Annotated in this window: 14 protein-coding genes; 7 read left to right on the top strand and 7 right to left on the bottom strand. The window is 36.4% G+C overall.

Annotation, left to right across the window (positions count from 1 at the left end; all coding sequences use genetic code 11):
- Positions 1-142 precede the first annotated feature (142 nt).
- The 6 genes from ACZ1GR_RS07815 to ACZ1GR_RS07790 are packed head-to-tail and all read right to left on the bottom strand — an operon-like array spanning position 143 to position 7,117.
- On the bottom strand, positions 143-1,507 hold the full coding sequence (locus ACZ1GR_RS07815; protein ID WP_472611583.1) for an MptA/MptB family glycosyltransferase: 1,365 nt from the start codon (positions 1,505-1,507) through the stop codon (positions 143-145).
- A gap of 3 nt (positions 1,508-1,510) precedes the next feature.
- Positions 1,511-2,995: a cellulose synthase family protein gene (locus tag ACZ1GR_RS07810; RefSeq protein WP_472611582.1), complete on the bottom strand. Its 1,485-nt coding sequence runs from the start codon at positions 2,993-2,995 to the stop codon at positions 1,511-1,513.
- Positions 2,996-2,997: 2 nt separating this feature from the next.
- Positions 2,998-3,687, bottom strand: coding sequence for a glycosyltransferase family 2 protein (locus ACZ1GR_RS07805; protein WP_472611581.1), 690 nt, complete (start codon positions 3,685-3,687; stop codon positions 2,998-3,000).
- A complete protein-coding gene (locus ACZ1GR_RS07800; protein WP_472611580.1) occupies positions 3,687-4,154 on the bottom strand; it encodes a toxin-antitoxin system YwqK family antitoxin in 468 nt (155 codons plus the stop codon). Before ACZ1GR_RS07800 ends, ACZ1GR_RS07805 begins: the two co-directional genes overlap by 1 nt.
- A 2-nt stretch (positions 4,155-4,156) precedes the next feature.
- On the bottom strand, positions 4,157-5,761 hold the full coding sequence (locus ACZ1GR_RS07795) for a 4Fe-4S binding protein (RefSeq protein WP_472611579.1): 1,605 nt from the start codon (positions 5,759-5,761) through the stop codon (positions 4,157-4,159).
- Positions 5,762-5,767: 6 nt separating this feature from the next.
- Positions 5,768-7,117: an NAD(P)/FAD-dependent oxidoreductase gene (locus ACZ1GR_RS07790; RefSeq protein WP_472611578.1), complete on the bottom strand. Its 1,350-nt coding sequence runs from the start codon at positions 7,115-7,117 to the stop codon at positions 5,768-5,770.
- A 237-nt stretch (positions 7,118-7,354) separates the two neighbouring features.
- Here ACZ1GR_RS07790 and ACZ1GR_RS07785 point away from each other — a divergent pair, with 237 nt between their 5' ends.
- From ACZ1GR_RS07785 to ACZ1GR_RS07755, 7 genes are all read left to right on the top strand, one after another.
- On the top strand, positions 7,355-8,077 hold the full coding sequence (locus ACZ1GR_RS07785; protein ID WP_472611577.1) for a DUF547 domain-containing protein: 723 nt from the start codon (positions 7,355-7,357) through the stop codon (positions 8,075-8,077).
- A gap of 31 nt (positions 8,078-8,108) precedes the next feature.
- Positions 8,109-9,005: a hypothetical protein gene (locus tag ACZ1GR_RS07780; RefSeq protein ID WP_472611576.1), complete on the top strand. Its 897-nt coding sequence runs from the start codon at positions 8,109-8,111 to the stop codon at positions 9,003-9,005.
- Positions 9,006-9,052: 47 nt separating this feature from the next.
- On the top strand, positions 9,053-10,054 hold the full coding sequence (locus ACZ1GR_RS07775; protein WP_472611575.1) for a glycoside hydrolase family 113: 1,002 nt from the start codon (positions 9,053-9,055) through the stop codon (positions 10,052-10,054).
- Positions 10,055-10,067: 13 nt separating this feature from the next.
- Positions 10,068-10,802: a hypothetical protein gene (locus ACZ1GR_RS07770; protein WP_472611574.1), complete on the top strand. Its 735-nt coding sequence runs from the start codon at positions 10,068-10,070 to the stop codon at positions 10,800-10,802.
- 30 nt (positions 10,803-10,832) lie between these two features.
- Positions 10,833-12,101, top strand: coding sequence for a POTRA domain-containing protein (locus tag ACZ1GR_RS07765; protein WP_472611573.1), 1,269 nt, complete (start codon positions 10,833-10,835; stop codon positions 12,099-12,101).
- Between the two features lie 121 nt (positions 12,102-12,222).
- Positions 12,223-13,194 (top strand): hypothetical protein, encoded by a 972-nt coding sequence (locus ACZ1GR_RS07760; RefSeq protein WP_472611572.1) that lies wholly within the window; start codon positions 12,223-12,225, stop codon positions 13,192-13,194.
- Between the two features lie 22 nt (positions 13,195-13,216).
- Positions 13,217-14,233 carry an N-acetylmuramoyl-L-alanine amidase family protein gene (locus ACZ1GR_RS07755; RefSeq protein WP_472611571.1) on the top strand — a complete coding sequence of 339 codons (1,017 nt, stop codon included), beginning with the start codon at positions 13,217-13,219 and terminating at the stop codon, positions 14,231-14,233.
- A gap of 4 nt (positions 14,234-14,237) precedes the next feature.
- Here the strand turns inward: ACZ1GR_RS07755 and ACZ1GR_RS07750 are convergent, their stop codons facing one another.
- Complete coding sequence (locus ACZ1GR_RS07750; protein WP_472611570.1) at positions 14,238-14,945, bottom strand: TIGR04283 family arsenosugar biosynthesis glycosyltransferase; 708 nt, start codon at positions 14,943-14,945, stop codon at positions 14,238-14,240.
- Positions 14,946-14,987 lie beyond the last annotated feature (42 nt).

Raw genomic sequence — 14,987 nt, 5'->3', positions numbered from 1 at the left:
ACCTATTCCCATAGATATTATGCACCCTTACGGGCGACGGCGACGAGCGAACGGACATACTGGAGCTGAGTAGCTCTCAAGTGTGGATATGTAGTTTTGTTCGTTCATTATGGTTCAAAAGTACAAATTAATTTTAAAGCACCTAACCAAGGTTGATTTTTTTACTAAACCTTGCTTTTATGTTATGATTTTTAAAAATTTCATAAATGAAGTACCCAAATACCAAACAATATTCAAGGTTAATTAACCATAAGTTCTCTTTAAAATCAGGGTTTGCATAGGTAAAATAGCTAAGAACAACAGTGGCAGACCACACCATAGCAAAACGGTAATCAGAGAAAATTGCCAGCACCAAGAGGAATATGATATACCAAGGATGCACCGTACTAGAAAGAAAATAATAACTAGAAAGCAATAAAAGCATAGAACCAAGTAATTTTTTTAGGTCTTGGTTTTTTCTTAGAAAAGTGAGAAGCAAAGCAATGCTGATGACCAATTTTGGAACTAGACTTCCGTAAGCTTTAACAAGCTCCCACGGTTTGGCTTCAAAATAGACAACGCCTACTTTTTTGACTAAATTATAGACGGAAGCATTAAACTCAAAATTAGAAAACCATAGCCCTACAGTTTGTGCATAGTTAGTAATGAACTCTGATGAATAAAAGGGGAGGAGAAATATAAGGCAGGTAAAACCAACTAAACTATAGAACAGGGCACTTTTTTTAAGCCCTAAATGTTTTAAAAATAAGGGTAAAAATAAAATGGGAACAAGTTTTACCAGAATTGAAAGCGCATAGACGGGGGCGGCCAATTTCCATTTTTGAATAGAAATTAAGTACATCGCCCAAACAAAGAAAAAGAGCATGACCCCCTCAAAATGCAAGTTTCCCGAAAGCTCTATTATAACTAGGGGATTTAGAAAATACCAGAATGCAAGATGATTTGAACGCCCTAAATGCAGTAGCAGCTTTCTTCCAAAAATTAGAATGCCAATATCTGCTAAAATAATGACGAGACGCATCACAACTAATGACCCTAATATGGTACCACCTCCTATAAAGGTAGAAATGGTGAAAATAAGTTGGTTTAACGGAGGGTAGTTGCTAAAATGTCTAGCGCTTAAAGAACCCATTCCTTCGTAGAGCTGTTGCGCGTTCGCTACAACTAAATCAGATTGTTCTATTAAAGTATTAGGTGTATATAAATAGGGATTAATGCCATTCTTGATGAGTTCCCCATCCCATATAAAACGGTAAAAATCTTGAGAAAGATTAGGGTCTGAAAAAAGAAAAATAAGTCTAAAAAGTATGCCGGTAACTAAAAGAAATTTAAAGTTCCATTTTTCAAACTGAATAAGCTTGTAATAAAAGAAGAAAAGCGCAGAATATAGGCTAAGTAGTTTTACGAAGTCTTCACGAATTAAATGATAGGCAAATGTGTAATAGAATAAAACACAACCCAGTGCAATGATTATGGGGTATTTGTGTAATTTCCAGTAAGAATACATTCGTTAGGCTTTTGCCGTCAAGGACTTAAAGAAAACAAAACCAAAACCTAAGAATAACATTAAATGAAAAGGAAAAAGCCCATAATCATTTAAAGGAACGGCACTATACATTCCAAACAAGAAGTAAAGCATTAGGGCAAACTCAATAATCATATTTGGAGAAAGCTTGGTTGCTAAATAGCGATTACCTTTCCAACTATCCGTTAGATTATTGATATTAAATTTTGGTGTGCGAACAAATTCACTTCGCTTACCTAAATGACCTTCCATAACTGCGATAGAGTTGTGCAAGGAAAGGCCTAAGGCTACCGAGAAAAAGGTAAAAAATAACTTGATATAATCAATAAACTTATCAAAGCCACTGCCTTGAATACTCTTATAGGTATACCAATAACAAAAGAATAAAATTATAGTACTAACAATGAAAAAACTTGTTACCTCAAAAACCCATGCTAGATGACCATATGTATTTTTGATGTAAAGCATCGGTATGCTCAACAAGGCAACAATGAATACACAAAGGAACATTGAACTGTTCAGTAAGTGCATCACCCCATGAAATTTGGTTTTAAAATCAATATTCTTCGACTTTACTACACTTAACACTGTTTTTCTGAAGTTTTCAGCACCACCTTTATTCCAACGGAATTGTTGCGAACGCGCTGCGCTCATTACTACAGGTAACTCTGCAGGAGTTTCTACATCTTCTAGGTATTTGAACTTCCAGTTTTTAAGTTGCGCGCGGTAACTCAAGTCTAAATCTTCAGTCAGCGTATCACCTTCCCAATTACCGGCATCGAGGATACATTCTTTTCTCCAAATGCCTGCAGTACCGTTAAAATTGATAAAATGCCCTTTTGAATTACGACCGACCTGTTCTAAAGTAAAATGGGCATCTAAAGCAAAAGCTTGAATTCTTGTTAAAGTGGAATAGTCTCTATTGATATGCCCCCATCTGGTTTGAACAACCCCAATCTCACTATCCTTGAAGTAAGGTACGGTCTTTTTTAACCAATCGCGCTCAGGTAGAAAATCAGCGTCGAAAATGGCAATGAACTCCCCTTTTGCAATCTCAAGTCCTTCTTTCAAAGCTCCGGCCTTAAAGCCTTGGCGGTTAGTTCTGCATATATGTTTAATATCCAATCCAGCTTCTTGAAGAGCCTGAATACGTTTTGCAGTATCTATTACGGTATCGTCGGTGGAGTCGTCTAGAACTTGGATTTCTAACTTACTTTTTGGGTATTCTATTTCGGATATATTTTCAAGTAATCGTTCCATCACATACTCCTCATTATACACAGGGAGTTGTATGGTAACATGAGGAATTTCCCTAGGGTCTAAAAGATTGAATTTGGGTGCCTCATCGTTTTGCTTTTTATTACTCAAATAATTGACCAATAAATTCAATTGCGCCAGACTGTAGAAAAAAATCAGAATTAAGGCTAAACTGTAAACCGCAATGATAATATAAGCTATTGTGAGTCCCATAGTTATTTAATGCTGTATTTGAATATCCAACCTAAAATTTTTACGCCTGCAAATATAGCACCTTTTACGGTACCAGAAACTTTTGAGACACCAATTCTTTTTTTGTAACGCACTGGTACTTCGGTATATGCTAGTTTTTTACGTAAGGCTTTTAACTGCATTTCTACCGTCCATCCATAAGTTTTGTCTTCCATCTGCAATTCTTTGAGTTTTTCATATCGAATTGCACGAAAAGGTCCTAAATCCGTAAATTTTGCTCTAAAAAATATACGCATTAAAAAAGTGGCCAGTTCGTTACCGAAGATTTGAGGAAAAGTCATTGAGCCTGCTTCCCTAAGTTCTTTTTTTCGCGCTCCTATTACAAAATCCATTTTCTGATTTAAGATAGGAGCTACAATTTTATCCAATTCTTCTGGATAATCAGAATAGTCTCCGTCAATAAATACGATAATATCAGGTTGTTTGGACTGTTTGGCTATGTAATCCATTCCTTTTAGACAGGCATAACCATAGCCTCTTTTGTTCTCGGTTAATACAGTAGCCCCTGCGTTTTGTGCATTTGTAACCGTATCGTCAGTAGAATTGTTATTGACCACAATAATTTCAGAAACCGATTTCGGAATCTTTGATACCACATGGCCTATAGAATCACCTTCGTTGTAAGCAGGAATAATAACTTTAATATCAGCCATTACTTGAGGTCAGAAAGTTTGTTTTCTTTTTTAAAACTACTAAAGCTAAACCACTCCTTTATTTTTTTTCCATTTCTATATTTCTCGGCCGACGTTAATTCTTCATCCATGTATTTAAGGCAATAGCCATTTTTAATACCATCTTTTAATTGGCATTTGTGGTTAACTTTACCATTTTCGTCGTAAAAAAGCCACCACTTTACTTTTTGTCCATTTTTAAAATGGCCTTCCATCTCTAATGTCCCGTTCTCATTATAGAAATACCAATAGTCTATTTCACGATTTTGGCTATAGTGCCCCTGAGCTTTTATGCCACCATTTTGGTGATAATATTTCCAGAAATCTTCTTTAGATTCTCCTTCTTTCCAACCTTGCGCTTTTAGATTTCCATTCTCATAATAGTCGCGATGATAGGTTTTTGCAGGTGAAACAACCAAAAAGAAAATAACAAAACTCAAACGTAGCATGTTTATTTTTTGTTTACCAAAGACATTAGATCTACATCATTACCCAATAAAACCTGCTTGCTATCTATGCGACCTTCTAAAGGGCCATTCTCTAATTTTAGCACCCCTCTTGGGCATACAGCCGAGCAGATACCGCAACCAACACAACTAGAACGAACAATATTTTCGCCTTTTTGGGCATATGCACGTACATCTATACCCATTTCACAATACGTAGAACAGTTGCCACATGAAATACATTGCCCTCCATTCGTTGTTATTCTAAATTTTGAGAATAGACGTTGTTGAAAACCTAAAATGGCTGCCATCGGGCATCCAAAGCGACACCAAACACGGTTTCCAAAGATTGGATAGAATCCAGTTCCGATTACCCCAGAGAAAATACTGCCAATTAAAAAAGAATACGACTTACGCAGCGTTTCTGATTTGAATAAAAATACATTGCCTTCTCCACTAAAAAAATGGATACCTATTAAAGCAAGTATTATGACCAAGTAACCTATCGCGCCATATTTAGCATCTTGTTGAAGTTGCTCCCTTTTAAAAATCATCACCAAGGTAAAAACGGTGGTAAGTAATGCCGCAACACCAATCAAAAAGGTGCTTTTAGTGAGCCAATATTTGCTGGTGTCAGTTCCTAAATACGAGTAAACAACGGCAGTGGTCATTAAGGTTACAAAAACTACAACGCTATGAACAACCCAGCGTTCAACTTTCCAAGCTTTTACAGTTTTGTCACTAAGTTGGCGAAAAGAATCTCCCGCAGTTTCTGCCAAACCGCCACAGCCGCAAACCCATGAACAATACCAACGTTTACCGTATTTGTAGGTTAGTATCGGGCTTATAATGAATACGGTTGCAACACCAAAAATCAATAGTGCGAAACCAATATCACCAGAACTCAAGAAGCCTTTTATTCGATAGCCTTCAAAATTATAGTAGTTCAAAGGCCACATATTTTTTAGATCATAGTAGGGCAGACTACCACCATTTAAGACCGAACTTCCATTTAAACGAGCCATTAACTCAGGGATAATGAATGCAAAACCCGTTTGAAAGAACATAACGCTCATCGTACGAATTCGCTCATACCTGTTATGGCGATATTTCCACATGAATTTTATGCCAAATGCCAAAATAGCAACAGTATATAGGGTTCCGTAAACAAACCATTGGCTGGCGGGGTTGCCACTTAAAAGTCTACTTAAAGGGTCAAAAAGGCCAATTACCCCTTTGTTGTCGCCTTTGGCGACCAATCCTAAATACTCTGGATAGAAATAAAGAATAATATAGAAACTCGTTAGGGCGATACCAGCTATCCAACCCCAAAATCCTTTACTCGAAATGGATTTGAACCAAACACCATCGTTTTTAATACCTGGTTCTTTGTTGGAATAAGCATCCCAAGAAAACCAGATAATACCTGTAGAAATGGCGGCCAAAGAAATACTTAACCATAATCCCTTATTAGGAAAGCTAATATTAAAAGCCGCAAGCAGAATTACAGCTAGGCCTGCAAGGCCAATTAGTGTTGCAATTTTTTGGTTTCTGCTTAAAGTTGTAGGTGGTTGACCCGTTAAGGCCATACTTCTATCGTAGTTACTCATTGTATGCTATTTGAGTTGAAATATTCGTTTTAAACTTTTCTTTTTTGTTTGTATCGATTTGTTGAAATCAGAATTGAACTTAGAAACAATTTCTTTTTCGTATTGTTTGTAAAATTCAGGGTCGAAATTGGCATCTGTTAAATGTTCCATTACATAATCGACATCACGTTCTTCGGTCAACCATCTATCAAAAATTTCATGACGCATACGGATGCCGAATGTGTTGATGCCCAAAAACAGATTTGTCTCTTTATGAAAGGATACTGTAACACAAACTTTTTCGCTGGAATGTCTCCAATGAAATTGCTCTTCGTAATCTTTTTGACCTCTGGCACCAAAAACCCAACCATAGGTCTGGTATTCAATATCTAAGAATTTGGCAGAATTAAACCAATGTCCGGGCTTGTATTCCAACTTATTACCGCAAATCGTTTGAGCTACTGTCTCGCCCATCATACGCCCTGTATACCACACCGCCTCTATGGGTCGTCTATTGCCAATTGCCTCGTGCTGTTCGGCACAATCACCTATGGCATACACGTCACTCACATTTGTTTCTAAAAACCGATTTACTTTCACCCCTCTTCCTAGTTCAATGCCCGAATCTTTAAGAAAATCAATATTTGGGGTTACGCCAGCTGTTAGGCCGACCATATCGCAGGCCAATTCTTCACCGGTTTCATCGATGATTACCGATTTTACCTTACCATTATCATCAGAAACAATTTCTTTAAGATTAGTGGAAAGGCGCAAATCGATATGATGTTCTTTAATATGTTCATTGATCAATTGTGATTCGCCTTCTGGTAAGACCCCATTCCAGAAGCTGCTTTCCCTTACAAGAAATGTGACAGGGATATCTCTACTTCGCAGCATTTCGGCAAGTTCTATTCCTATTAATCCACCTCCAACGATTACTGCCCTTTTACAAACATCTTTATTGGGGGCATTTACTTCTAATAAATCAAGGTCTTGTTTAGAATAAAGACCTTGAACCCCATGTAAGTCTTGGCCTGGCCATCCGAATTTATTAGGCTTCGAACCTGTGGCTATAATTAGTTTGTCATAATTCAAAGCTCTTGAACCATCCAATAATAGCTGTTTTTGTTCGGTATCGACTTTATTTACATAAGCCCTGACCAATTCTATGCGGTTTTTCTCCCAAAACCAATTCTCATATGGTTGTATGTGGTCGAATTTCATGTGACCCATATAAACGTACATGAGTGCGGTTCTGGAAAAAAAGTAATCTGTTTCGGCAGAAACTATTATGATTCTTTTATCTGAGAGTTTTCGAATATGTCTTGCAGCGGAAACTCCGGCAATGCCATTTCCTATAATAACAATGTTCTCCATTGAATATGTATTGGTTGTTTACTAAATGTCGTTTTTAAAGATAGGAACTTAAAACAAAACCTTAATTTAGAAAGAATATAAATATATCTGGGTGTCGTAAGGTAATTATGGTAATTACGAACGTGTAACCCTTTGATTTGTAAAATCTTAAATAATTCATAAAATTTAAATTCTTTGTAGGTAGTTTTAGTTATGTACGACTTAAGCACAAGATTTTAATCAACTAAATTTTTTAAAATGATAAATAGAACAACACTAACCGGTATTTTTCTCATACTTGTTTTTCAGTTTAGTATAGGACAAAGCACTTCTGATTTCTTTTCAAAATCAGATACTTTCTTTAAGACCTATGTAAAAAACGGTAGGGTAGACTACAAGCGTATTAAGGAAAATCCAGCTTCTTTAAACGAATTGGTAAATATTGCTGAGAATATTTCCGTTTCTAAAAGTGACAAAACCACTTATCAAGCTTTTTGGATCAATGGGTATAACCTTTCTGTTATAAAGGGCATTGTCGATAACTATCCTATAAAATCTCCATTGGACAAGGCAGGCTTCTTTGATAAAACCAAATATAGCATAGGTGGAAAGGCCATCACTTTAAATGATATAGAGAACAAATTACTGAGAGGTAACTTTCCTAAAGAGGCGAGGTTTCATTTCGTGCTGGTTTGTGCAGGTTTGGGCTGCCCTCCTATTATTAGTAATGCTTATTTACCATCAACGCTAGAAACGCAATTGCAAAAGCAGACGAAAAAGGCTTTGAACAACCCTAATTTTATCAAAGTCAAGGGTAATAAAGTGCAGCTTTCTCAACTTTTTGAATGGTACAAAGGTGACTTTACGCAAGACGGAAAAAGCCAAGTCGATTTTGTAAACCAATATAGAAACGAAAAAATAGATTCAGGGGCTAAAGTAAGTTACTACAATTATGACTGGACCTTGAACGAGATTAAATAATTAAAACAACAATCCTTTAAAAACAACTGAAATGAAAATTTTAAAAAACCATATTCTTATGGCTGGGCTTTTATTGTCCACAATTAGCGTAATTGCGCAAGATGACAGTGATGATGGCGGAAGTGTTATTCAAAACCTTACCCCTTCTAAATTGATAGGCCAAGGCCAGTGGGATCTTAAACTGTTCAATAATCTTTATACCCAAACGGAAAGTACTTTTGCTTCTGAGGATGGAATTCGACAAAACTTTTTTACTTCTACTCTAGAAGCTTTTACAGGGGTTTCAGAAAACAAAAGAGTAAATATTGGGGCCATTGTTGAATATAGGGCCAATGGAAGAGATTTCAATTTAGACAATGGAACAACAGAGCGTAGAACTACATCAGGTATCACATCTATTGCTCCGGCTATTAAGTTTGTACCTTTTAAAAATGTAGGTAATTTCTCGATTTTAAGTGCATTTTCAATTCCTTTGATAAGTCAAGAAGAAGATGATAACGGAGTCTTTTTGGATCAAGATGGGTTTACCTGGCAGAACAGATTCTTCTATGACTATACCTTTCCAGGAAAGAAATGGCAATTGTTCACAGAGATTAATTCTGAATATAATTTTGGTAAAGACGCAGTTGAAAATGTCAACGGTATTACTGTAGAGGGTAGTTTTGCTAACAATAGTCTTCGAGTTACACCTGGCGTGTTTTTAAGCTATTTTCCTAGTTCTAAATTTACTATTCTAGCTTTGGGGCAACATACCGAGCTTATAGATTTAGGTAATAACTTTAGCCAAAATTTTACTGCTTTGGGAGGTGGAGTTAAATATCAACTGACAAAAGAACTTAATATAGAAGGTCTTTACACCAATTTTGTTAGGGGTAGGGATACTGGTCTTGGAGAAACTTTTAACATAGGTTTGCGTGCCGTTTTTTAGTCTTCTGTAGGCAAAAGAAGTATTTTAGAAGTCTTAATTTTTTAACTATGAAAAGATTAGGGCTTCTTTTTTTATGCCTGCTTCAGTCTTCTTGTGTCAGTCAAATTGATGAAAAGATAAACGGAGTAAGTTTTGTTGGTTCAAGAAACAAGGTCACGCAGTCAAATGTAGACCCGGTCGTAAAGGTAAATGCGAACTATGCGGCCATTATGCCTTTTGGCTTCATAAGAAGCCTGAGCACGCCGAATGTCGTTTTCAATACGGATAGGCAATGGTTTGGCGAGACTAGAGCTGGTGCCAAACAGTATATTCAATTACTACAAAAGAACAAAGTGAAAATAATGCTCAAACCTCAAATATGGGTTTGGCGTGGTGAGTTTACCGGAGATATGCTTATGGAGTCTGAAGAAGACTGGAAGACTTTAGAAAAGACCTACACTGATTTTATAGTGACCTATGCGGAGCTAGCGCAAGAAACCAAGGCAGATATCTACTGTATTGGAACGGAATTGGAAGAGTTTGTAAAGAATAGGCCCGACTATTGGCAAGGGCTCATTAAAAAAGTAAAAGAAGTTTACACAGGAAAACTGACCTATGCCGCAAATTGGGATGAATATACAAGAACACCTTTTTGGGGCCAACTAGATTTTATAGGGGTAGACGCCTATTTTCCCCTCAACGAAGCACAGTTTCCATCTCAAGAGCAAATGCAAGAAGGTTGGCAAAAATGGAAGACAAAGTTAAAAGCGGTTTCTAGCGAAAAAGACAAGCCGATTTTATTTACCGAATTTGGTTATCGCAGTATGGATTATACAGCAAAAAAGCCATGGTTAGTAGATAGAAATGAAATGGCAGTAAATCTCAAAGCCCAAGTAGATGCCACAAAAGCTATTTTTGAAGAATTTTGGAAAGAAGATTGGTTCGCTGGAGGATTTGTGTGGAAATGGTTTATAAATCACGAAAAATCAGGCGGAATTGAAGATAATCGTTTTACCCCCCAAAATAAACCTGTTGAAAATGTAATTAGAATGTATTACGGCGACTATTAAAAAAAATATGCCGATGAAAAGGGAAGCCTCTTTTTTCTTTTTAGTATTCATATTCTTCTATTCCTGTTCTTCTGATAACAGTTCTGCAGATTCTAATATTTCTTTAGAAGAGGCATTGCGAAACAAAGAATTTAGTATTGATAATGTTATTGCCTGCGCAGCCGGCAATATAGATTCGAACGTGGTCAGCGTTTTTTTGTACCCTCGATCAGGGGTCAGCAACATAAATTTTTATCAAACCAAAACCGTAGATGTTGATAAGAACGATTTTGCAGAATACACTAAAGGAGAAGGTGATTTAATTGATGTTTTTAATGGTTATCTTTTAAAATATGAAATAGTGCCAGAACAAGAGAAATGGATAATCGTATCTTTTGAAGAGCGCGGAGAAATTCACCTTTCAAACCCAATTAGATTAAAGCAAACTTCTAAGCCGACCGAGTATTTGTCTGAAAATGTTAGGGTTCAATCATCCAACATGCCGGTATTTACCTGGCAAGATGGAGTTTTTGATGACACGAAAATATATTTCCATGTGGTTTCGAACGCTAATAACGATTTGTTATCGGGCACCTATACTTTTGAGAAGAGGTTTCAATATTACAAATTGGATAATGTTGTATTAAACATCACGGAAGAGATACCTCCGGTATTGGAAACAGGTGAAAGCTATGATTTTACACTTTTGGCCGTAAGTGAAGATAACTGGGTAAATCTATTTTCTACTGTTCCATTTAATATTCCTTAGTATGTTTTCAACTATATTTAAAGAAAAAAATTGAAACCCATTTTGAAATATTCGGGTATTTTAATACTGCTGTTTTCCACAGGAATTTTTGCACAAAGTACTGTGGTAGAATTGAAAATACAGGGAAATAAAAGAACCAAAACTTCTTTTGTAAAAAAAGTCACAAGACTAGAACCGGGTATGTTGTTAGATTCCGTTCTCCTTGAAGATGATATTGCTCGTTTAAAAAGATTACCATCAATATCACATGCCTATTATCAGGTTTTCTATAAAGACAAGCAAAAAAAGGCAGATGTCGTCTATGGTATTGAAGAAAACTTCACCTTGATACCTTTTGCGAATATTTTCACATCGAACAACGATGAGTTTGCATTTAGGTTAGGGCTACAAGAATTTAATTTTTTAGGACAAAATGTTACCCTTGGGGGCTTTTATCAATACGATATCTTTAATTCATTTGGTATTAATGTGAGAGCACCTTATTTGTTTTCAAAACATTTAGGCTTAGCAATCAATTACCAAGATTTGACTACACAAGAACCTGTTTTTCTTGAAAATGGTAATGCAGATTATAGGTACAACAATGAATCTATTGAACTATTGGCACTTTACGAGTTCAATTATAAACATAGAATTGAGTTTGGAGTAAACTTCTTTACGGAAGATTACCAATATATTTCGGGTGCTACCGACCCAAACGTACCGCAAAGTCTTAACGTAGATAAGTATTTATATAAGTTTATCTATAATTATGATGGCATTGAATACTATTACCAATACCTATCAGGCTTTAGAAGTACCTTAAATTTTCAGTATGTAAACAGCGCCAACCCGACGTTGCCAGAATTTGCAATAGGGTTTAATGATTTCTCTTATTTTACAAGAGTGGGCAAGCGAGGTAATTGGGCCAATAGATTAAGATTGGGCCTGGCAAGTAATTTAAATACGCCTTTTGCCCCTTTCGCAGTAGATAATAATCTAAATATTAGAGGTGTTGGTAATACGATTGATCGCGGTACCGGGGCCATTGTATTGAATACCGAGTATCGACATACGTTAGTAGACAAAGATTGGTTCGTACTGCAAGGAAATCTGTTTGTTGATGGAGGTAGCTGGCGTAATCCTGGAGGAGATTTCGGAGATTTTGCCGACAACCAAAATCTGAGGGTATATCCGGGAATCGGTATTCGATTTATCCATAAACGTATTTTTAATGCCATTTTCAGAATTGACTACGGCCATGGCATTACTAAGGATGCTACTAGGGGCGTAGTATTTGGAATTGGACAGTATTTTTGACACTGACCTGTAATATTTTTCTTTATCAAATAAATATTTTAATACATTTCATCGTATTTTTTTGCATTTCATCGATAATTATGCATATTTGCAGGGCATCCCACTGCATAAACAATTTATCATGAAAGTAGTATTTTCTGTCCTTTGGATTTTATGTCCGTTATTAATGCTTGGGCAAAACAGCAATCATATTGCAGTTGCAGAAAGTGGTGATGGCATTTTCTCAATCCTCAGAAAGCAAGGCTTAAATCCGACAAAGTATTATGCGGAGTTTGTAGCGTTAAATGAGAAGAATCTAAGAAATGGAAGTGAACTTCATTTGGGTAGAGCATACCTTATACCCTATGCAGCGGATTCTTTTAAGAAAACGGCAGTTCAGGTTCGAACTGATGATAAAACGGAAGAATCGATTTTTAAATCGGAGTTGGCGGAAATTTCACCAAAGAGTACGAAGCTTAAAAATGCTGTGATTTACCTTATTTCTGGTAATAGTGTTGACGGAACATCTGCATCTGTAAATAAACTAACGGATGAAATCACGCTAAATTTAGCTCAAGAATTAATGGTGCACGGTGCCCAGGTATACTTAATAGAAAGTGAGGCAGAAAATAAACATGCACTAGTGCAAAAATCACCATATAAAAAGACAGAAGGTGCTATGGCTCCCTTAAGTCAGATGCAAGAGTACGTTGAAATTATTAATAAGAAGTATTTAAAACATCAAGGTAAATACCAGCGCTTGCTGATTACAAGGGTAAACGACGATATCACTGACGAACATTGTGAGGTTTCTGTTTACCATCACAACTCGAGCGAAAATGGACGACGTATTGCCGCCAATATACAGCGCACTTTTAATGAAAATAGTATAGAAAGTAAACCCTTTAGAGAATATACCGAGATTTTTACTGATAAGAATAATCTGTACTTGGCAAAGAATGCCCTTCCGGCAATCACCCTGATCGAGATTGGGAATGGAAAAAAACCTACCATTGAAGACACGATTCTTGTAAATGCGAATCAAGAGTTGCTGTCAAATATTATCACAAGCGGGGTTTTAAATGATTATGCCGATTTAGAAATTGAAAAATAGCTGTTAGATTTGCTTAAAAAAATTGGGCAAATCATTCTTACTCTTTTTTCTTTTTATATGCGCAGATATAACTGCGCAAGATTCCTTAAAAACCGTGACTGCGGAAAAAGGCGATGGTATCTATTCCCTTCTCCGAAAAAATGGAGTGAATCCCAGCAAGTTTTACAATGCTTTCGTTGAGGCAAATAAAGCCAAACTTACGGAAGAAGAGTTTTTAAAAATCGGGGAAACTTATTTTATTCCGGATACAACGGTATTAAGTAAGGTTAAAAATGTGAATTTATCAGCTTTTAGAGAGTATCCAATTTTTGGAGAAGATTTTGCACGAATAGATTCACTCAGCAATCGCCTAAAAGGCAATATCTATTATTTGGTTTCTGGTCACGGAGGTCCTGACCCCGGAGCAGTGGAGAACTATAACGGAAAGTTGATAGCGGAAGACGAGTACGCTTATGACATCACATTACGATTGGCAAGAGAATTGATTTCGCACGGTGCTGAGGTATTTCTGATTATTAAAGATGAAAATGATGGTATTAGAGATAGTAGAAGATTAGAACTCGATACTGATGAGGTTACCTATCCAAACAAAGAAATTCCTCTAAGCCAACTGGCAAGGCTAAAGCAAAGGGTAAAGGTGATCAATAAGCTTTATAAAGAAAACCTGGACAAGTATCAACGCCTATTGGTTACCCATGTAGATAGTCGTAGTAAAGGAACCAATATAGATGTATTCTTTTATCATCATGAAAAAAGCAAAAATGGAAAGCGTTTAGCGGAAAGCATTCACCAGACTTTTTTAAAGAAGTACGCCAAGTTTCAGCCAAATAGAGGTTATCAAGGCACTTTTGAAGACCGCAGTTCTCTTTATTTGGTGAAAAAGACATTGCCCGCAATGGTTTATATCGAGGTGGGAAATATTCGTAGTGAAAAGGATCAAAGACGTATTCTAGACCCTGATAATAGACAGGCCCTTGCCAAATGGATTTCTGAAGGGGTTATTGTAGACTTTGAGGCTTCAACCTCTTTTGATAAATAGACATCTAAGACAGTAAGTTTTGGGCATAGTAGCGATACAGCTCCCTAGGGCCTGCGCCTAAGTAATTTTTTAAATGAATTACTCCAAAATGAAACTGCACTCGTATCCATCCTTTTTGGCGGTACTTTCTTGCGGATGTAATCACGCTTTGCGGTAAAATGGTAAAACGTGTTTCTTTATAGAGCCTAGAAATAAACTCGCTATCTTCATAAATGAGGTAGTTTTCATTAAAACCTCCTTGTTTTTCAAAAAGTAATCTATCTATAAACAAAGACTGATCACCGCCTCGACATAACGTATGGTTTATGCGAGATAACCAAGCAAAAAATTTAAGAATGGGATTTTTGGAGTCAAATTGCATTCTAAAACACCCAGTTTCAGCACCGCTTTTATATGCGTCAACTATTAATCTGTCAAAATCATCTGGAGGAAAAGTATCGGCATGAAGAAAATATAAGATATCGCCCGAAGCTTTTTTTGCACCAAAATTCATTTGTGCTGCCCGCCCCCTATTAGATGAAAAAACCTTTGTATTATAATCTTTTAAAATATCTAAAGTGCCGTCGGCACTACCACCATCAATTAAGAAGATTTCAGAAATGTATTTTGAATTTATGCCCAGAATACGGTCAAGCAATCTGCCAATTCCAGTAGCCTCATTTAGAACAGGTATTATGATACTTATTTTGGGTTCTTTAACCTTGGTCATCATATATAATTACCCATTTTAGGTAGTAAAGAATTACCAAAACTT

This window comes from Croceitalea sp. W27, assembly GCF_055693185.1.
Note: the sequence above shows the minus strand (reverse complement) of the source record. Positions and strands in the feature narration are given on the sequence as shown.